Raw genomic sequence first — 18,616 nt, forward strand, 5'->3', positions numbered from 1 at the left:
CGTCTTTCCTTTTCGCTGGTCGAGCGCGCTCGATTCAACAACGATCAGCCGAACGGGGTGGCCTTCATACGTCGAGGCCGTTTCCCATACCCGGTACGTGGCGCCGTTTCTCTCCGCCAACGTAAAGGGATCGCTCCACGTCGTGTCCTCAGCATCCGCTTCGGCCAGCGCGGTTTTCACGATCCGGAGCGACGAAGGGCCTCTGGTGATCAAAAAGGCGTTGGCCGCTTTGGTTTGCGCCAGGGTCTCTTTCGTCATCGCGGCGGAATCGGCCACGTAAATCCATTCGTCTTCGATTTTGGCCTGCTTCAGCTGTTCATGGACACGAGACAGCACCTCGGGATTCCATGTTTTATCGGGCAGGTTGCCATCGTGCACATCGCCGTAAAACGGGATGCCGTCCTCGTTGCCGACCAGTCCGAAACCGATCTGTTTTTGCCAACGATGATGGCGGTTGTAGCCATGTGTGATCTGCAAAGCCTCTAATGAGGCCGATTCATACGCGCCGTAAACCGTCTTGTCCGTCGTATCGGCGTGAAAGGCTCGGAGGGAAAGGCCTTCTTTGCGATAAATGTGAATCAAGCAAGTGCTGATCACCTTGTGAATATCGGCCTCATACAAGCGGTCGAGATGACGAGCCAAGGCATCGTCGTTCAACCAGGAAGGATGGAGACCGGGACGGATGAGTTTCTCTAGATCGATCTCCTGAGCCCATCGTTCCACGTGAACGAGGGCTTGCCGGCCGTCAAACATATTGTAGATGATGGCCTGAACGGCATCGCTGACTCGAGTCTGGCACTGTGGATCAACGGGAACGAGATGGTCAATCAATTGGGGCAGGCCCAGTTTCTTGAATAGGGCACTTATTATATTCAAATAATGATTGCGATAGACCTTTTTGACTTGAACGTTCATAAGAGAAAAACTCCTTTACGTTCCTTGTGTGTCAAGGATTCATTCGACATCGGAACGAAAAAATCCTCCCGATTTTCGTCGAGAGGGTGCGAAATGTGAGGTTGAAACTGTTGGCGGAAGTAGAGTAGGATGCTTCCGCTTTTTTGTACATCATAAAGGCGGATCGATATATTGCATCTCATATTTCGCAACCTTTGCATAATATACAAAAAATAACCAGAATATTCGCATAAAAATAATTTTTTATAAAAAATGTAAAATAATTAATTTTTATTCGGTCAAATCGGGCTTATTTCGAATTTTTATTCAGGGTGCGAAATGTGAGTTGCATGCTCTTTCTCTGTCGCTAATTCACATGGTTGAACTTGGTGTAGCTCACATGAGTGGATAAAGGAAATAAAGAGAGCATGGGGACTCTTTGCCTTCCTTAATGTTTGTTTTGGACTTCGATTCGATCAAGACGACAAGGCTAGGCGATTTTGACAATTTTTGTGATCGGTGCTAGGTCGAGGTCTTGGTTGTAAAGAGCGTGGACAAAATCGCCGTCAAGCGTAGCGAAGTAGTCATAATGATGATATGTTGCAATGGCGTAGTGCAAGGCATCATAGGCTTCGAGCTGAAGGAGCCGCATTTGAGCCAAGGCTAAATCTTGAATGTTGGCATCTGTTGTTAGGAATTCGATGCGGAAATGTTGCCTTATGGCAGATAAAAATTCATTATATCGATCAATGGAACTGTTGTAGAAGATTTGCAACTTGTTTCTTTGTGAGGGATAATTCATTTTCACGAATTTGATTAATTCTGAAATATTAATAGAAACGTTCTTCTTGTAGAATTTTGGAATATGTTTTTTCCAAACGTTATATAGGAAGGGTACGCTTTCTTCTAATTCTCCAAGGGGATGATTTTGGCGAGACTTTGAATGTAAATTGGATTGATTTTTATGGTAGATTTCTAATGGTAATAGAATTTCTTGAATGAATAAGTTATGTACCACTTCCCCAAATACATGTGTACTTATCCCTAATTTCGTTACACCTTCGTTATGCCATTTTTGAAGGATTTCACATACCTTATCTCCCCTTGGATCATCGGAGTCCATATAGGCCAAAATAAAACAAGCATCGATGTATATAGACGCTTGTCCAAAATGTTCATCTATGGCATCTTCATATGTCATCACAAACGACATAATCGGCTACCGTCCTTGTTTGTAGATGTCTACTAATTTTTTGCCAAAGGGAGAAGGTTTGGCTATTTTTTTTCGTAATTCGGCAAATGAAAGATCCTTATTCGGTTTGTTGGCCTGTTCCGTGCAAGATAGTGTCACCCTCATTTTCGTTTCCAAAGCGGAGGGCATATTGATCACCTCATTGATTCTCCTTTCTAAAAATTATAATGCTGGCCAGAAAAAATGTACAGATTTTTCTTTTACTACTATACCCTTGTTCATGAAAACATAAACACGGAGAGAATCTCCCTTAAAAGGGGAATGGGTGAAAGAAAAGGGGAACGGAAAAGAAGTCTTCTTTCCAGCCTGTGAGCGAACGATTTTAAAACAACGGTGAAGAAGCTTTCAAAAAAGAAAATGGAAAAATATCACCATCCCTGTTATGATGGTAAAGGGTTTAGCGAACAAGGTGTCTACTTTCGTTTGTTGTTTAGGTACCTTGTTTTGTTGGTAAAAAGGTGTTGGCAGGTGAAACGATGAGAGATTTCCTTTCCCGCTGGCTTCCTGTCATTCTCTGGTGTGTCGTCATTTACACGTTCAGCGAGTCTTCCTGGTTCACTGGGGCGAATACGGCGCATGTGCTGCAGATGATTTTATCGTACTTGCCGTTTGGCGGCGGGGATGAAGAGGGGCCGTCATGGCTGAACTTTTTGATCCGCAAAGCGGCGCATTTGACGGAGTTTGGCATTTTGGCCGCGCTTGTGTGGCGGGCGCTGTTGCCCAAGCGGTTTGCGTATGCAGGCGCTTGGCTGTTTGCGACCGCCTACGCGGCGACCGATGAGTGGCACCAATCGTTTGAACCAGGGCGGACGGCGACGCCAAAAGACGTGGCGATTGATTCGTGCGGGGCGCTGATTGCGCTTTTGATCGTCTTTGTTTGCCGCCATTGGTTAAGGACAAAGCATTGTGCGGTCAAACGCGGCGTATAATAGAATGAGCTCTCCCGATGTATCGGCTTAGATGTAAAAGGAAAGAATGGCAAATAACAAGTTTGCGAGAAAAGGGAGAGAGAGCCATGGTCGCGTTTATCGCGGGAATGTTTGTCGGCTCGTTCGTGATGCTCGTCATCATGAGCATGATGGTGGCCGCGAAACGGGCGGATGAAGCGAGCGAACGGTGGAGGGAAAAGTGAGAAGTCCCTTGCGGCAGGCAAGGGATTTTTTTTGAAAATGCTGTGCGATCATGTTTACGTCAGCTTGCAAAAAAGGCCGCACATTGTTTGAGAACCGCCGTGAAAGACCGGCGAAGCACAACGGATTCGAAAAGTTGAAGGGGATAAAATGATGTTTTTGTTGCAAAGTTTTTCAGTTTGAGAAACGTTGCTGGAGGACAACATTCCCCCCCTTAAATCACTAGTCTTTTAAAAAAGCTTGATGGCGCACAAAAAATCGGATATACTATGTGTAACCGGTTACACATAGACAGAAAAGAAGGAATCGAACATGGCAACGATTCGTGATGTGGCAAAGCGTGCAGGTGTCTCCGTCGCCACCGTTTCGCGGGTGTTAAATCAAAATGGATATGTTAATGAGGAAACGGAAAGACGGGTTAGACAGGCGATGAAAGAGCTCAATTATAAACCGAATGAAGTGGCGAGAGCTCTGTTTAAAAAAACATCGAAAACAGTCGGACTCATTGTCCCTGATATTACCAATCCGTTCTTTCCCGAGCTCGTGCGCGCGGTGGAAGATGTGATGAATATTTATGACTATACGGTCATTCTATGCAATTCGGATGAGAAAGTAGAAAAAGAACGAGAATACATCGAAGTGTTAAAGCAAAAATATGTGGACGGCGTCATTTTGACCACGAATCAGTTCGCGCCGGAAGAAGTCGAGGAATGGGATGTTCCGATTGTCGTGCTCGACCGTCCGCTGCATGAACGGTATCCGTCGGTGGTTGCGGACAACTACGGAGGAGCTCGTTTAGCGACGCGTCATTTGTATGAAGTGGGCTGCCGGCGGATTGCCCATATTCAAGGGCCCAACCACGTGGTGAACGCCATGGAGCGTTTCCGCGGCTATCAAGATGAAATGAAGGAGCTGGGGCTAGGGGATCGTCAGCTCGTCATTCAAGGGAATTACCAGTTGAAGCAGGCGAAAGAAGCGGTGATGGCCGCGTTGGCTGAACATGATATGGACGGGATCTTTGCCGGCAACGACGCGATGGCGGTCGGTGCTTTGAAAGCGGTTCAGCAATGCGGGCTGCGGGTTCCGGATGATATTGCCATTATTGGCTACGACGGCATCCCGCTGACGGAAATGACAACACCCGAACTATCGACCGTGTCTCAGCCTATTTACGAAATGGGGGCCATGGCGGCAAGAATTTTAATTAAACAAATTGAGGGGAAGCCGCTTGAGAAGCTCCATTATCAACTTCCGGTTCAACTTGTGGTGCGGCAGTCGACGTCAAGGAGGGGATTGACTTGAACAAACCAACCATTACGGTGATCGGCAGCATCAACATGGACTTAGTCACTGTGGCGGCACGGTTTCCAAACCAAGGGGAGACGATTTTAGGCGAACAGTTTCTCACCACTCCCGGTGGCAAAGGGGCGAACCAGGCGGTGGCCGCCGCCCGCCTCGGCGCCAATGTGCGGATGATTGGCGCGGTCGGGGATGATGCGTTTGGGCAAGCGCTCATCCATTCGTTACAAAATGAAGGCGTTTCCGTCGATTATGTGAAACCGGTTACATATGGACATACAGGCATCGCTTCCATTACGATTTCTGAGCGGGACAACCGCATTATTGTCGTCCCCGGGGCGAATCATGCGCTTACGCCGGAAGATCTCGATTCATGTGAATCCGTGATCGCCGAAAGCGATGTTTGCTTATTGCAGCTCGAGATTCCGCTTCCCGTTGTGGAACGGGCGGTTTCGATCGCTCATCGCCATGGCGTGCGCGTCATCGTCAACCCCGCTCCGGCCCAGCCGCTGCCGCCGTCGGTGCTTGAGCAGGCGAGTTTCTTGACGCCCAATGAACATGAACGGACGATTTTGTTCGACAAGATGGACGAAGAAGCGTTTGCCGATAAGCTGATTGTCACCGAAGGGGCAAAAGGGGTGCGCATTTGGCAAGATGGACAAGAACGGCTCATTCCAAGTTTCCAAGTTCCCGTCGTGGATACGACGGGCGCGGGCGATACGTTTAACGGTGCGCTTGCCGTGGCGTTGGCAGAAGGGAAGCCGCTTGATGAAGCGTGTCGGTTTGCCAATGCGGCGGCGGCCTTGTCGGTGACGAAACTTGGGGCGCAAGCTGGGATGCCGAGACGGCAAGAGGTCGAATCATTTTTGTCCAGACAGAAGGAGAGTCACTGATGAAAAAAAGCGGGATTTTGAATAAAGAATTGAACACGCTGCTTGCCTCGCTCGGGCACACCGATACGATCGTGATTGCCGATTGCGGGTTGCCGATTCCGAACGAACAGGCGCGCATCGACTTGTCTCTCGTCAAAGGGTTTCCGCCCTTTTTATCCGTGTTGGATGCGGTTGTTGATGAATTGGAAATTGAAGCAATCGTACTAGCCGAGGAGATCAAAGACCAGAATCCGGATTTATACGAAAGCATCAGGGCAAGAATGGGTGGTGTGCCTGTGCAGTTTGTTCCCCACGAACAATTCAAAGCGATGACGAAGCAGGCGAAAGCGGTGATTCGCACAGGAGAGGCAACCCCCTATGCCAATATCATTCTGCGTTCCGGTGTAAGTTTTTCATCGAAAGATTTCTGAAGGAAAAGGAGGGCAGAAACGATGAGGCCCTTGATTGACATGCGGTCGATTCAAAAATCGTTTGGCGCCAATATCGTTCTGAATGGCGTTGATTTTGAAGTGCTTCCTGGAGAAGTGCATGCGTTGATGGGAGAGAACGGAGCGGGGAAATCGACGCTCATCAAGGTGTTGACCGGCATTTATGAGCGGGATGGGGGAACGATTGTTGTCAACGGGCGCGAAGTGCATTACCGTCATCCGAAAGAGGCGGAACGCGACGGGATTGTCGTGATTCATCAAGAGTTGAATGTCATTCCAACATTGACGGTGGCCGAAAACATTTTTCTTGGCCGCGAGCCGAAAATCGGGAGAACGGGTGTCATTCGTTATAAAGAAATGGAGCAACAGGCCGCTTCCTATTTGCGGAGATTAGGGATGGACCTTGACCCACGAGAACTCGCCGGTCGGTTGTCTGTCGGAAAACAGCAAATGATCGAAATTGCCAGGGCCATTTCGACGAATGCGAAGTGCCTTATTATGGATGAACCGACAGCGGCGCTGACGGAACGGGAAATTCAGGCTTTATTTTCTGTTATTCGCACCTTGAAACAGCAAGGCGTCGCGGTTGTTTACATTTCACATCGGATGGAAGAGATTTTTACCATTTGCGACCGGATTTCGGTTCTCCGCGATGGCCAGTTCATCGGAACGAAACGAGTAAAGGAAACGAACTTCGATGAAATTGTTCAAATGATGGTCGGCAGGCAAATTGGGGAACGCTTTCCAAAACGGCGCGTCACCATTGGAGAAGAACGGCTGCGCGTAGAGCGGCTCACGAAAAAAGGGTTGTTTGAGAATGTATCGTTTTCTGTGCGAGCCGGTGAAGTGCTTGGTGTGGCGGGACTGATGGGATCGGGGCGAACCGAGATCATGGAAGCGATTTTCGGAGCCAGACCATTCGATGAAGGAGACATCTATATCGACGGGCGTCCTGTGCGCATCCGTTCTCCGCGCCAAGCCGTCGAACATGGCATCGCCATGATTACCGAAGACCGAAAGCAAAAAGGGCTCATTCTCGAGATGAGCGTCCATGAGAATTTGACCTTGCCGAAGTTGGAACAATTAGCAACAGCGGGATTCATCCAGTCATCGAAAGAACGGGACGTGGTGTTGACATACATTCATCTGTTGAATATTAAAGCCTCTTCCCCAGATTTACCCGTGAAAGCATTGAGCGGCGGGAATCAACAAAAAGTCGTATTCGGCAAATGGCTGGCGATGAACCCGCGCATCCTCATTTTGGATGAACCGACTCGCGGCGTGGATGTTGGGGCAAAGAAAGAGATTTATGAAGTGATCAATGAATTGGCTGCCCAAGGCGCCGCGATCATTATGATCTCTTCTGAACTGCCGGAAGTATTGGGCATGAGCGACCGCGTCATGGTCGTCCATGAAGGGAAAGTGCAAGCGATCTTGGAAAACGACGGGTTGGATCAAGAAACCATCATGCGGGCGGCGACAGGGGGGAATCGATGATGGGAGCAAAGCGAAAATGGGATGTGAAAAAACTAGGGCCTTTGATCGGGCTGTTTCTGCTATGCATCGTGCTTTCCATATTGAGCGATGACTTTTTGACGATGGACAACTGGCTCAATCTCCTGCGGCAAGTATCGATTAACGCGCTCATCGCCTTTGGCATGACGTTTGTCATTTTAACGGGAGGCATTGATTTATCGGTCGGTTCGGTGTTGGCGTTATCAAGCGCGATCACAGCAGGAATGATGGCGCAAGGGGTCAATGGATTTGTTGCGATATTCGTCGGCTTATTAGCAGGCGCGGCCATGGGCGTCTTGAACGGAGTCTTGGTCACCAAAGGAAAAGTGGCTCCTTTTATTGCCACGCTGGCGACCATGACGGCGTTTCGCGGCTTGACTCTCGTTTACACGGACGGTCGCCCGATTACAGGGTTTGCGTCTGATGACATCCTGTTTCAGATGATGGGGCGCGGTTATTTCTTCGGCATTCCCGTACCTATTATATTGATGCTCACGGTCTATATCGCTTTGTATGTAGTATTGAAAAAGACTACATTTGGCCGCCATACGTACGCGATTGGCGGGAACGAAGAAGCGAGCCGTCTATCGGGACTTCGCGTTGATCGACTCAAAATATATGTGTATGCCCTAACAGGGGCGTTATCTGCTTTGGCGGGGCTCATTTTAACTTCCCGTTTGAATTCCGCGCAGCCGACAGCGGGAACGGCGTACGAGTTGGATGCCATTGCGGCCGTTGTTTTAGGCGGCACCAGTTTGTCAGGAGGAAGAGGCTGGATTTTCGGCACGTTAGTCGGCGCCTTGATTATCGGTGTATTGAACAATGGATTGAACTTGCTCAATGTGTCGTCGTTTTACCAGCAAGTCATCAAAGGAGCGGTCATTCTTCTTGCGGTGCTGTTAGACCGCCGCAAAGAAGTATGATAGATGTTATCAAAAAATAAGGGGGAGTATGAAAATGCGAAAAGCAGTTGGTTTGTTAGCCACATTGTTGCTTGCAGGCGGCGTGTTGGGTGGATGTTCGCTCGACCAGAACAACGCATCGAGCGACAAAGGGAAAACGAAACAGGATGGGGAAGTGAAAATCGGTTTGTCCATTTCCACCTTGAACAACCCGTTCTTTGTCACATTAAAAGAAGGGGCTGAAAAAGCCGCCAAGGATGAAGGGGCAGAGCTGATTGTGGTTGATGCCCAAAATGATTCGGCGAAACAAATTAACGATATTGAAGACTTGATCCAGCAGAAGGTCGATGTGCTTTTGGTCAACCCGACGGACTCGAGCGCCGTGGCTTCTGCGATTGAATCCGCCAACAGCGCCAACATCCCGGTCATTACGGTCGACCGCAGCGCGGACGGCGGGAAAGTGGTCACCCATATCGCTTCTGACAATGTGGCTGGTGGGAAAATGGCGGCCCAATTTCTTGTCGATCACTTGAAAAACGGTGGAAACATTGTGGAATTGGAAGGGATTCCTGGTTCCTCGGCCGCTCGTGAACGTGGAGAAGGATTTCACCAAGTCATTGACAAAGCAGCCAATATGAAAGTTGTGGCCAAACAAGCGGCAGATTTTGACCGGGCGAAAGGACTGGCGGTCATGGAAAACATTTTGCAAAGCCATAAAGACATTCAAGCGGTTTTTGCGCATAATGATGAAATGGCCTTAGGAGCTTTAGAGGCGTTGCAAGCACATGGAATGAACAACGTCCTTGTGGTCGGATTCGATGCGACAGATGACGCAGTCAAAGCCGTGAAAGAAGGCAAAATGGCAGCCACGGTCGCACAAAAACCGGCATTAATTGGCGAAAAGGCGGTAGAAGCCGCCATTCGCGTTCACAAAGGGGAGAAAGTGGAAAAATTTATTCCGGTTCCGCTCGAATTGGTTCAAGGGCAATAACGCGTAATATTCTTTCGCGTGAACGAGATGTGCGCCGCAGAGGGAGCTCCCGTTGAGGCGACTGTTTGCACATCTCGTTTTTTTGTGGTTGTTTCAACGTTTGGAATCGTCAAGTGACATTTTAAGTTCGACAGGTTAAAGGACATTGCAGGCACATGAAAAAGGTCAAAATGCTGTTTGCCGAGTCACGCCAAACTTGGGGTGAAGAAGATAAGTTATACCAGAAAATGATTGTGCCCAAGAAGAAAAACAAAGAGGAGGGTTTCATGCGGACGTTTTGTGGCTGCGCAAAAAGGTGGACAGCTGGCTTTGTTCCTCCTGGTATTGTGGCGGTCATGTGATAATGAAACGACTTTTGGTCCATAATACAAGGGACGAAATGTAAAAAGAAAGGGACTCGCCATGCTTCGCGAACTCGACTGGATGACGTACATCATGATCATTTTGGCCAGCTATCGGTTTACCCATTTGATTGTGTTCGACAAAATTACCGAGTTTCTGCGCAATCCGTTTATGAAGAAAGAAAAAGTCAAAAGTGAGGACGGGCATACGGAAATCAAGAAAGTGCCGACCTCCAAATTTGGCTACTTGTTGAATTGTTATTGGTGCGCGGGGGTGTGGAGCGCGATGTTGATCGCGCTTGGCTATTTTTTCATTCCGACTATCGCTATGCCGCTGATTTTCATTTTTTCGATTGCAGGGGCGCAAGCGATTTTGGAAACATTCGTCGGGGTGGGGACGAAGGCAATCGATCTTCTGTCAGCGGTGAAAAAGCGGATGGACTAAGGTGTGTCGGCGGCAGAGGGCGGGAAACATTTGCGGGCGTACGGCGGAAACATGCGGCACGCCCGCTTTTCTTGCTTTTGTCGATACATCATGGTTGACTTATATAAGTACTTAATTATATAATGATTGGCGGAAACCATTTCATTGGTTGGCGTGGCCGTTTCATGATGGTTGTTCGTTTTTATATAAGCAAATCATGATATGATGATGAACGGAGGGGTGATATGCCGCAACTCGCGATGGAGATGGAAGCGACAGCCCGGGTATTAAAGCTGCTTGGTGATCCGACGCGGCTGACGATTTTGGCGATTTTGAATAAGCGGGAATGCTGTGTGTGCGAGCTGCTGGAGGTGTTTTCGACCAGCCAGCCGGCGATCAGCCAGCATTTGCGTAAGTTAAAAGATGCCGGGCTGATCAAAGAAGAGCGGAGAGGGCAATGGGTGTATTATTCGCTCCGGCCGCAAAGTGAATACTACTCGCTGTTGCAAGCGGTGTTGTCGTACGTTCCGGACCAAGGCGAAAACATTCGCAAAATCGAGACAGCGAATCCGACGGCCCGCTGCGGGTGCTGATGTTGAATGACGAGGTGAATGATGGTGGATTGTTGCGAACCGAAGCGGTTGTCGTTTTTAGACCGCTTTTTGACGGTATGGATTTTTCTTGCGATGGCGGTCGGGATCGCAGTCGGAATTTGGGCTCCTGGGTTGGTGGATGGATTGAACCGCCTGCAAGTGGGGACAACGTCGATTCCGATTGCGATCGGCTTGATTTTGATGATGTATCCGCCGCTCGCGAAAGTGCGCTACGAAGAGATGGGGCGCGTGTTCAAAGATGTGAAGGTACTCGTCTTATCCCTCGTGCAAAACTGGGTGATCGGTCCCATTCTCATGTTTTTGTTGGCGGTCGTCTTTTTGCCTGACAAGCCGGAGTATATGATTGGTTTGATTTTAATCGGGCTCGCCCGCTGTATCGCCATGGTCATCGTCTGGAATGACTTGGCGCGCGGTGACACAGAGTACGCAGCGGGACTTGTCGCCTTCAATTCACTGTTTCAAGTATTGTTTTTCTCGCTATATGCGTACGTGTTTGTGACAGTCATTCCGGAATGGCTCGGGCTTAAGGGGGCGATTGTTGAGATCACGATGGCGGAAGTGGCGAAATCGGTGTTTATTTATTTGGGAATTCCGTTTTTCGCCGGCATGGCGACAAGGTTTACGCTTGTGAAAGTGAAAGGCCGGTCATGGTATGACACGGTATTCGTTCCGAAAATCAGCCCGCTGACGCTCGTTGCGCTTTTGTTCACGATCATCGTAATGTTTTCGCTCAAAGGCGATATGATCGTCAACTTGCCGTTTGATGTCGTCCGGATTGCCATTCCGTTGCTTCTTTATTTTGTTATCATGTTTTTTGTGTCGTTCTTTTTGGCGAGAAAATGGGGGGCTGGTTATCCGGTGTCGACGACGCTCGCGTTTACGGCGGGAAGCAACAACTTTGAGCTGGCCATTGCCGTCGCCATTGGGGTGTTTGGCATTCATTCGGGCGCGGCGTTTGCGGCGGTCATCGGTCCGCTTATTGAAGTGCCGGTGATGCTCGCGCTTGTCAACGTCGCTTTAGCGTTTCAGCGAAAGTATTTTTCCTCTGCTGCTCCAGAATCAAAATAAAGGTGGGAATCAACGATGAAGAAAAAAATCATTTATTTCTTATGCACAGGCAACTCATGCCGCAGCCAAATGGCGGAAGGCTGGGCCAAACAACTGTTAGGCGATGAATGGGATGTGTACAGCGCCGGGATTGAAGCGCACGGGCTCAATCCGAATGCGGTCAAGGTGATGAAAGAAGTCGGCATCGATATTTCGAAGCAAACGTCTGATGTCATCGACCCGGACTTGCTGAACCGTGCTGATTTGGTCGTGACGCTGTGCGGCCATGCGGCCGACCATTGTCCGGTCACTCCGCCGCACGTGAAGCGCGTCCATTGGGGCTTTGACGATCCAGCGAAAGCGGAAGGGACAGAAGAGGAGAAGCTGGCGGTGTTCCGCCGCGTCCGCGATGAAATTGGCGCGCGCATCCGCCGGTTTGCCGAGACGGGTGAATAGGGACGGGGCGGCAAGGCGCAAAGAGCGGGGAAACTGTCTTGCATAGGGTGCGCAGCAGCTGCTCGTCGAAGTGCGGCCGGAAACGGGGAAGTGGCTGGGCGGACGAAAACCGCTCGGCGTGACAAAGATGGTGAGAAGCCATCTTGTCGATCCATCGAACGTTTTGACAGACGAAATGAGCACATCGATGAAGGCGGTGCCACGTCAGGTCACTGGGGGAGAAACGAAATGGAGTTATTTCATCAGTTAGCTCGCCGAAACATCAAAATCCGCAAACAGTCCGGTTTCGGAGCGCAATGGCGACAACAGTGGGAAAAGGTGTTTGCCGGCCATTTGACTGTGGAAGAAAAACAACACATCCACCTTCATAATCGGAATGGAGTCAACGGCTACTTATGGCATGTGTTCAGCTATGGGATGAGAGGCTGTTTCACAGGAGAAGAAGCGGAAATGGCGTTTGATCAAGAAGAGAAAACGTGCTGCTATCTTTTCTTTCAACATGGCGACGATGCGTTCACCGTGGAGGATGCGTCCGGATTGAAAGCCGCCGATCTGGCAGCGGAAAACGACAAAATCGATCTATATGTGGTGGACAGCGAGTTCAACTGGACGTTTGTCATGACGCATGAAAGCGGATGGCTTGGCCCGTATTTTAGCAGAAGGTAACAGCCATGGCTTATCGGCGGCCAAGGAAATCCAATGAGACAGAAAGAAAAAGAGTTCCAACCGAGCCCCAGGAAGACTAGGTTGGAACCTTTTTATTATCGCTCGTCGGCCGGGAACACGATGCCGGTTTGTTTTCGCGCTTCGTCCATGATTTCCATCGTCCAAAGCGAATGGCGGTGTGAGTTGATGGACGACTCCCGTTCCCCGCTTTCGATGAGACGGATAAACTCTTCCGCCTCGTAATACATCGGCGGTTTGTCTTGCGGGACGGTGATGTCCTCGACGCGCCCGTCGCGGTAGCGGATTTCCGCTTTGGTCGGCGTATGGATGGCGTCAATGATCATACTTCCTTCTTCTCCTTGGATTTCCGCCGGCAAGTAGGAATTGGCGATTTTCGAATAAAAGACGATCCCATCCATCCCCCCGTAGTCGAAGACGATTGTTCCTTCGCCGTCTACCCCCGATTCAAGCTTGAGGCTTTGTGCTTTGAGGCTCTTCGGCTTGCCAAACAGCACCACCATCGGGTACAGGCAGTAGACGCCGATATCCATCAATGCTCCGTTCGAAAAAGCCGGATTGAAGGCGTTGAGCACCGTTCCTTGCTTATAGGCGTCATAGCGCGATGAATATTGGCAGTAGCTCGCCACATAACGGCGGATGCGGCCGAGTTTCGGCAAGTGCTCGCGGATGGACCGGAATGTGGGGAGCAGTGTCGCTTTCATCGCTTCCATCAACACGACGCCGTTTCGCTCGGCCGCTTCGATCATCGCCTTTACTTCTTTGGCGTTCGAGGCGAGCGGTTTTTCGCATAAGACGTGTTTGCCGTGGTTCATGAGCAAGATCGCCTGCTCGGCATGAAGTGCGTTCGGGCTCGCGATGTAGACCGCATCAATGTCAGGGCTGCTCGCCAGTTCGTGTAAATCAGTGAACGTGCGCGGCGCTCCGACTTTCTCGGCAAAACGCTTCGCTGTTTCCTCCGTCCGCGAGTAGACGGCGGCGAGTTCAATGGAATCGACGAGCTGCGCGGCGCCAATAAACGCTTCGGTGATCCAGTTTGTGCCGATTGTCGCGAATCGCACCATATTGTTTCCCTCCTTGATCGTATCGACCCTCATTGTACCATAAATTAACGGAGGGGCTTCGTTTTGTCATCGTCATTGAGCAAGTGCGCTTTTCTCTCTAGTTTTCATACAGCTCGATCGGCAGCGCGTCCGGGTCTTGGAAGAAGGTGAACCGTTTTCCGGTCGCTTCATCAACGCGGACGGGTTCGGCATCGATGCCATGTTGGCGCAAGTAGGCAATGGCTTCATCGAGGTTGTCCACCGCCAAAGCAAGATGGCGCAGTCCGCACGCTTCTGGGCAACTTGGGCGCTTTGGCGGGTGTTCGAAGGAGAATAACTCAATCTGAATGCCGCCGTCCGCTTCTAAATCGAGTTTGTACGAGCGGCGCTCGGCGCGGTATTGCTCACGGATGGGGCGAAATCCGAGAATTTCAGTGTAAAATCGTTTCGACCGCTCATAGTCCGAGCAAATAATGGCGATATGGTGAATCGTGGCAAGACGCATGTCGACTCCTCCTATATAAGACGGGTGATGTATTGCAAAATACCGTTGAACTTATCCGTTTTTCAATTAGAGAAACCTTGTAGAACCAACTTTTTTTAAAAAATGCCGCTGATTTGCGCGTGACAGCCATTTTTCATTGGCCTTCTAGAAGGCTGGTGATTTAGTGAAAAGTCGCGGAAAACGGAATCTCTTCTCAAATTGAGAAATCCTGTAAAATCAACGCTTCTCTTTCAGCCGAAAGCAACGGGTTCGGCGAAATCGGTCGTTTTTCACCAGCCCTCTAGGATGTCGTTAAAAAGTGGCCTCCCACCGATGAAACCTGCATCGTTTTTACCAGCTTTCGATGCTTGGGGCGAATCGAACCGACAGTTATTATTTTGCGATAATGGAAACGCCTGTCGATGATTGTCGAAGCAGGCGAAAAATGTCCGCTCTCCTTATATTGACAGCCTGACAATCTATATACTATCATAAATCTTGTAGGTTAGAAAATTTGAAATATTCATTTGATATTTTGGCAGAAAAAGCGAATGTTCACCACGTTTTTTGTAAGCGCTTAACCGTTGTACTGCCTCATGATCGCCACACCATCGATGCTGCACCATTGTTTTTGTTTCCAATCACAACATGAGAACAAGGGGAAGGGGATATCACATGATCTATGAATTTAAATTGCCCGACATCGGTGAAGGGCTGCATGAAGCGGAAATCATTCGCTGGCTTGTCCGGGAAGGGGATGTGGTCAAGGCGGATCAGCCGATTGCCGAAATTCAAACCGATAAGGCGATGGTCGAAATGACGACGCCGGTCGCTGGCAAAGTCGTGGCGCTTGCCGGACCGGAAGGGGCGACGGTGAAGGTTGGAGAGCCGTTGATTGTCGTGGAAACCGAGGCGTCGGTCGCGGGGGAAGCCGCGCCCATCGAAGATTCGGTTCGGGAGCCCGTGCCTGTTCTGCATGGAGAAACGCCTCGTCCTGCGCGCAAACGGGCGATTGCCGCGCCGTCTGTGCGCAAGCGGGCGCGGGAGATGGGTGTTCCGATCGATGAAGTGGAAGGAACGGGCGAAGGCGGTCGGGTGACGCTCGCCGATTTGGAGCGGTATGTCAGGGAGCGCGAGGCGGCCGCTTCGGTGGCGGAGGCGGCAAGAAGGGAAGCGAACGAAGCCGGCGTTCTGCCGACCGGCAGCGCGAGTGCGGCCGGAGGACGGCAGGAGAGTATAGCCTCATGGACATCCATCGCGAGTTTGGATGCGGTGTTTGAAGAAGAAGAGCGAATCCCGCTTCGAGGCTTGCGCAAAAAAATCGCCGAAAAAATGGTGAAATCGATGTACACGGCGCCGCATGTGACCGGCATGGACGAGGTGGACGTCACGAAGTTGGTGGAAATCCGCAAGCACCTTGCCAATCAATTGGCGGAAGAACGTATCAAACTGACGTATTTGCCGTTTATTATTAAAGCGGTGACAAGGGCGCTGAAGCAATATCCGATGTTTAACGCTTCGCTCGATGAAGAGACGAATGAAATCGTCTTGAAAAAGCGCTATCACATCGGCATCGCGACGGCGACGAAAGCCGGTCTCGTCGTCCCCGTCATCCGTGACGCCGATCAAAAATCGATCCGCGAGCTCGCCATCGAAATCGCGGAACTGTCAGAAAAAGCGCACCGCCAGGCGCTTCGCCTTGAGGAGCTGCAAGGAAGCACGTTTACGATCACGAGCACCGGGGCGGGCGGGGGCTGGTTTGCGACGCCGATCATCAACTATCCGGAAGTGGCGATTTTCGGGGCTCATGCGATCAAACGGCGCCCGGTTGTCGTCGGCGATGAAATCGTCATCCGCGATATGATGGGGATGTCGCTCACCTTTGACCACCGCGTCATTGACGGCGAGCCGGCCGGGCGGTTTATGCGGACGGTGGCGCACTATTTGGAAAATCCGGAAGTGTTGCTCTTGGACGTGCGGTAGGCGGCGCTCGGTTAGGAGGACATGTCTTCGTGCTGGAAGAGAGCGAGCGCCAAAGAGAAGCAGCTGGGCCGTGATGAAAAAATGATGAGGAGGGAAGCCCATGTTTGACCCGGACAAATTGCCGGTCGAGATCGTGCGAATTCTCGATGAAAACGGAAATGGCGATGAGGAGAAGTTAGCGGCGTTTTCCGATGAGTGGCTGCTTCGTGCCTACCGGGAAATGCGGCGGGCGCGCGTCATTGATGAGCGGCTTTTGCGCATGCAGCGGCAAGGGCGGATCGGGACGTATGCCCCGTTTAGCGGTCAAGAGGCGGCGCAAATCGGCAGCGCCCTTGCGCTTCGAAAAGACGACTGGATTTTCCCGAGCTACCGCGAAGTGGCGGTCTGCTTGATGCACGGCATGCCGCTTGAGCAGTTTTTCCATTATGTGCAGGGCCGCCTGTCGGGAAAGCGGATGCCGGAAGGATTGAACATTTTCCCAACGCAAATCATTATCGCGGCGCAGACGTTGCATGCGGTCGGCTGCGCGTGGGCGTCGAAATTGAAAGGCGAATCGCAAGTATCGGTTGCGTATTTTGGCGATGGCGCGACGTCAGAGGGCGATTTTCATGAAGCGATGAATTTTGCCGCGGTGTACAACGTGCCGGTCATCTTTTTCTGCCAAAACAACCAGTACGCCATTAGCGTCCCGTACCGGAAACAGACGGCAAGCCGGACGATCGCGCAAAAAGCGCTCGCTTACGGAATGAAAGGGGTGCTCGTTGACGGCAACGATGTGCTGGCGGTTTATGAAACGATGAAACAGGCGGTCGAAGCCGCCCGCCGCGGCGAGGGTCCTATGTTGATCGAGGCGCTCACCTATCGGCTTGGGCCGCACACGACGGCGGACGACCCGACGAAATACCGCCGGCCGGAAGAGGTGGAAGCATGGCGGACGAAAGATCCGCTTTACCGTCTGCGCGTGCTGCTTAAACGGCGCGGATTATGGACGGAAGCGCAAGAAGAAGCACTTGTCGCCCAAGTGAATGACGAAGTGACGGCGGCGTACGAGGCGGCCATCGCCAGCAAGTCCGGTTCGATTGTCGATGTATTCGATTACGTGTACAGCGAAGCGCCAACATTGCTTGCCGAGCAAAAAGAAGAAGTGATGCGGCGCAAACAACGGAGCGGGGTGAGATAAATGGCCGAGCTGACGATGATTGAAGCGATCAATGAAGCGATGCGCCAGGAGATGGAGCGCGATTCGCGCATCATCGTGCTTGGCGAGGATGTCGGCGAAAACGGCGGCGTTTTCCGGGCGACGGACGGGCTGCTTGAGCAATTTGGCGAGGGGCGTGTGTTTGATACGCCGCTTGCGGAATCGGGCATTATCGGCACGTCAATCGGTTTGGCGATCAATGGCATGCGGCCGATTGCCGAAATTCAGTTTCTCGGGTTTGTGTACCAGGCGATGGACCAGCTGGCGGCCCAGGCGGCGCGCATCCGCTTCCGCTCCGCCGGGAGGTTTTCGTGCCCCATCGTTGTGCGCAGCCCGTACGGCGGCGGGGTGCGGACGCCCGAATTGCATTCGGATGCGCTCGAGGCGCTGTTTGCCCATTCCCCAGGCTTAAAAGTGGTCATGCCGTCCAATCCTTACGATGCGAAAGGGCTATTGATTTCCGCCATTCGCGATGAAGACCCGGTTTTGTTTTTGGAGCCGATGAAGCTGTACCGGGCGTTTCGGATGGAGGTGCCGGAAGAACCGTACACGATTCCGCTCGGCCAAGCGCGGGTCGTCAAAGAAGGAGAAGATGTGACGATCCTCACGTGGGGGCCGACCGTACCGCTTGTCGCCAAACTGGCCGATGAGATGCGGACGAAAGGGATTGACGCGGAAGTGATCGATCTGCGCTGCCTGCAGCCGCTTGATATCGACACCATCATCACTTCGGTGGAAAAAACAGGACGGGTGATGATCGTCCATGAAGCGGTGAAAACAGGCGGGTTTGGCGCGGAAGTGGCGGCCTTGATCAGCGAACGGGCGCTGTTTTCTCTATCAGCTCCAATCGTGCGTATCGCCGGCTACGACACGCCGTATCCGGTGCCGTCGGTGGAGGATGATTGGCTGCCGAACGCCGAGCGGATTGCGGAAGGAATTGAAACGTTGCTCCGTTACTAAACGAACCATGCCATCCGGGTCGATCGATCCACCATCAGAGTGCGTCAAGAGAAAAGGCGGCGCATCGATGGGTGGCGC

21 protein-coding genes are annotated in these 18,616 nt (G+C 51.3%); 17 read left to right on the forward strand and 4 right to left on the reverse strand.

Features of this window, described 5'->3' with window-relative positions:
* Both ACVBDQ_RS11610 and ACVBDQ_RS11615 read right to left on the reverse strand, forming a co-directional pair.
* The coding region (locus ACVBDQ_RS11610; RefSeq protein ID WP_446663234.1) for an IS1634 family transposase at positions 1-915 on the reverse strand (915 nt) is incomplete at its 3' end.
* 469 nt (positions 916-1,384) lie between these two features.
* A complete protein-coding gene (locus ACVBDQ_RS11615) occupies positions 1,385-2,107 on the reverse strand; it encodes a PIN domain-containing protein (RefSeq protein WP_011232705.1) in 723 nt (240 codons plus the stop codon).
* A gap of 515 nt (positions 2,108-2,622) precedes the next feature.
* Between ACVBDQ_RS11615 and ACVBDQ_RS11620 the strand changes: the two genes are divergently transcribed.
* The 14 genes from ACVBDQ_RS11620 to ACVBDQ_RS11685 all read left to right on the forward strand — a co-directional run bounded on the left by ACVBDQ_RS11620 (position 2,623) and on the right by ACVBDQ_RS11685 (position 12,852).
* Positions 2,623-3,075, forward strand: coding sequence for a VanZ family protein (locus ACVBDQ_RS11620; RefSeq protein WP_446663235.1), 453 nt, complete (start codon positions 2,623-2,625; stop codon positions 3,073-3,075).
* 86 nt (positions 3,076-3,161) lie between these two features.
* Positions 3,162-3,278 carry a DUF3789 domain-containing protein gene (locus tag ACVBDQ_RS11625; RefSeq protein WP_013146530.1) on the forward strand — a complete coding sequence of 39 codons (117 nt, stop codon included), beginning with the start codon at positions 3,162-3,164 and terminating at the stop codon, positions 3,276-3,278.
* A gap of 310 nt (positions 3,279-3,588) precedes the next feature.
* Complete coding sequence (locus ACVBDQ_RS11630) at positions 3,589-4,578, forward strand: LacI family DNA-binding transcriptional regulator (RefSeq protein WP_446663236.1); 990 nt, start codon at positions 3,589-3,591, stop codon at positions 4,576-4,578.
* Positions 4,575-5,468 carry a ribokinase gene (gene rbsK / locus ACVBDQ_RS11635; RefSeq protein WP_446663237.1) on the forward strand — a complete coding sequence of 298 codons (894 nt, stop codon included), beginning with the start codon at positions 4,575-4,577 and terminating at the stop codon, positions 5,466-5,468. The genes ACVBDQ_RS11630 and rbsK overlap by 4 nt, the downstream gene beginning before the upstream one ends.
* Positions 5,468-5,878, forward strand: coding sequence for a D-ribose pyranase (gene rbsD, locus ACVBDQ_RS11640; RefSeq protein WP_011232699.1), 411 nt, complete (start codon positions 5,468-5,470; stop codon positions 5,876-5,878). The genes rbsK and rbsD overlap by 1 nt, the downstream gene beginning before the upstream one ends.
* Before the next feature lie 21 nt (positions 5,879-5,899).
* Positions 5,900-7,393, forward strand: coding sequence for a sugar ABC transporter ATP-binding protein (locus ACVBDQ_RS11645; protein ID WP_014196887.1), 1,494 nt, complete (start codon positions 5,900-5,902; stop codon positions 7,391-7,393).
* Positions 7,390-8,334, forward strand: coding sequence for a ribose ABC transporter permease (gene rbsC, locus ACVBDQ_RS11650; protein WP_025038926.1), 945 nt, complete (start codon positions 7,390-7,392; stop codon positions 8,332-8,334). Before ACVBDQ_RS11645 ends, rbsC begins: the two co-directional genes overlap by 4 nt.
* Before the next feature lie 34 nt (positions 8,335-8,368).
* A complete protein-coding gene (gene rbsB, locus ACVBDQ_RS11655; RefSeq protein WP_011232696.1) occupies positions 8,369-9,304 on the forward strand; it encodes a ribose ABC transporter substrate-binding protein RbsB in 936 nt (311 codons plus the stop codon).
* A 155-nt stretch (positions 9,305-9,459) separates the two neighbouring features.
* Positions 9,460-9,645, forward strand: a complete 186-nt coding sequence (locus ACVBDQ_RS11660) for a hypothetical protein (RefSeq protein ID WP_014196885.1) — start codon at positions 9,460-9,462, stop codon at positions 9,643-9,645.
* A gap of 61 nt (positions 9,646-9,706) precedes the next feature.
* Positions 9,707-10,090 carry a DUF1360 domain-containing protein gene (locus ACVBDQ_RS11665; RefSeq protein ID WP_014196884.1) on the forward strand — a complete coding sequence of 128 codons (384 nt, stop codon included), beginning with the start codon at positions 9,707-9,709 and terminating at the stop codon, positions 10,088-10,090.
* A gap of 224 nt (positions 10,091-10,314) precedes the next feature.
* The gene (locus tag ACVBDQ_RS11670) at positions 10,315-10,662 is read left to right on the forward strand and encodes an ArsR/SmtB family transcription factor (protein WP_014196883.1); all 348 of its coding nucleotides are present in this window, start codon (positions 10,315-10,317) and stop codon (positions 10,660-10,662) included.
* Between the two features lie 21 nt (positions 10,663-10,683).
* Positions 10,684-11,751 carry an ACR3 family arsenite efflux transporter gene (gene arsB, locus ACVBDQ_RS11675; RefSeq protein WP_014196882.1) on the forward strand — a complete coding sequence of 356 codons (1,068 nt, stop codon included), beginning with the start codon at positions 10,684-10,686 and terminating at the stop codon, positions 11,749-11,751.
* Positions 11,752-11,766: 15 nt separating this feature from the next.
* Entirely contained in the window at positions 11,767-12,186 is a 420-nt protein-coding gene (gene arsC, locus ACVBDQ_RS11680) for an arsenate reductase (thioredoxin) (protein WP_014196881.1), read from the forward strand.
* 228 nt (positions 12,187-12,414) lie between these two features.
* The gene (locus ACVBDQ_RS11685) at positions 12,415-12,852 is read left to right on the forward strand and encodes a DUF4275 family protein (protein WP_014196879.1); all 438 of its coding nucleotides are present in this window, start codon (positions 12,415-12,417) and stop codon (positions 12,850-12,852) included.
* A 95-nt stretch (positions 12,853-12,947) separates the two neighbouring features.
* Here ACVBDQ_RS11685 and ACVBDQ_RS11690 read toward each other — a convergent pair whose 3' ends face one another.
* Positions 12,948-13,934: a Gfo/Idh/MocA family protein gene (locus tag ACVBDQ_RS11690; RefSeq protein ID WP_033845277.1), complete on the reverse strand. Its 987-nt coding sequence runs from the start codon at positions 13,932-13,934 to the stop codon at positions 12,948-12,950.
* Positions 13,935-14,031: 97 nt separating this feature from the next.
* Positions 14,032-14,418, reverse strand: coding sequence for an SMU1112c/YaeR family gloxylase I-like metalloprotein (gene gloA2, locus ACVBDQ_RS11695; RefSeq protein WP_025038921.1), 387 nt, complete (start codon positions 14,416-14,418; stop codon positions 14,032-14,034).
* Positions 14,419-15,072: 654 nt separating this feature from the next.
* On the opposite strand from gloA2, the gene ACVBDQ_RS11700 reads away from it, so the two are divergent.
* The 3 genes from ACVBDQ_RS11700 to ACVBDQ_RS11710 all read left to right on the forward strand — a co-directional run bounded on the left by ACVBDQ_RS11700 (position 15,073) and on the right by ACVBDQ_RS11710 (position 18,538).
* Entirely contained in the window at positions 15,073-16,380 is a 1,308-nt protein-coding gene (locus ACVBDQ_RS11700) for a dihydrolipoamide acetyltransferase family protein (RefSeq protein ID WP_021322688.1), read from the forward strand.
* Between the two features lie 100 nt (positions 16,381-16,480).
* Positions 16,481-17,560, forward strand: coding sequence for a pyruvate dehydrogenase (acetyl-transferring) E1 component subunit alpha (gene pdhA / locus ACVBDQ_RS11705; RefSeq protein WP_021322689.1), 1,080 nt, complete (start codon positions 16,481-16,483; stop codon positions 17,558-17,560).
* Positions 17,561-18,538 (forward strand): alpha-ketoacid dehydrogenase subunit beta, encoded by a 978-nt coding sequence (locus tag ACVBDQ_RS11710; protein WP_021322690.1) that lies wholly within the window; start codon positions 17,561-17,563, stop codon positions 18,536-18,538.
* Positions 18,539-18,616: the final 78 nt, after the last annotated feature.

This window comes from Geobacillus sp. CCR, assembly GCF_052906625.1.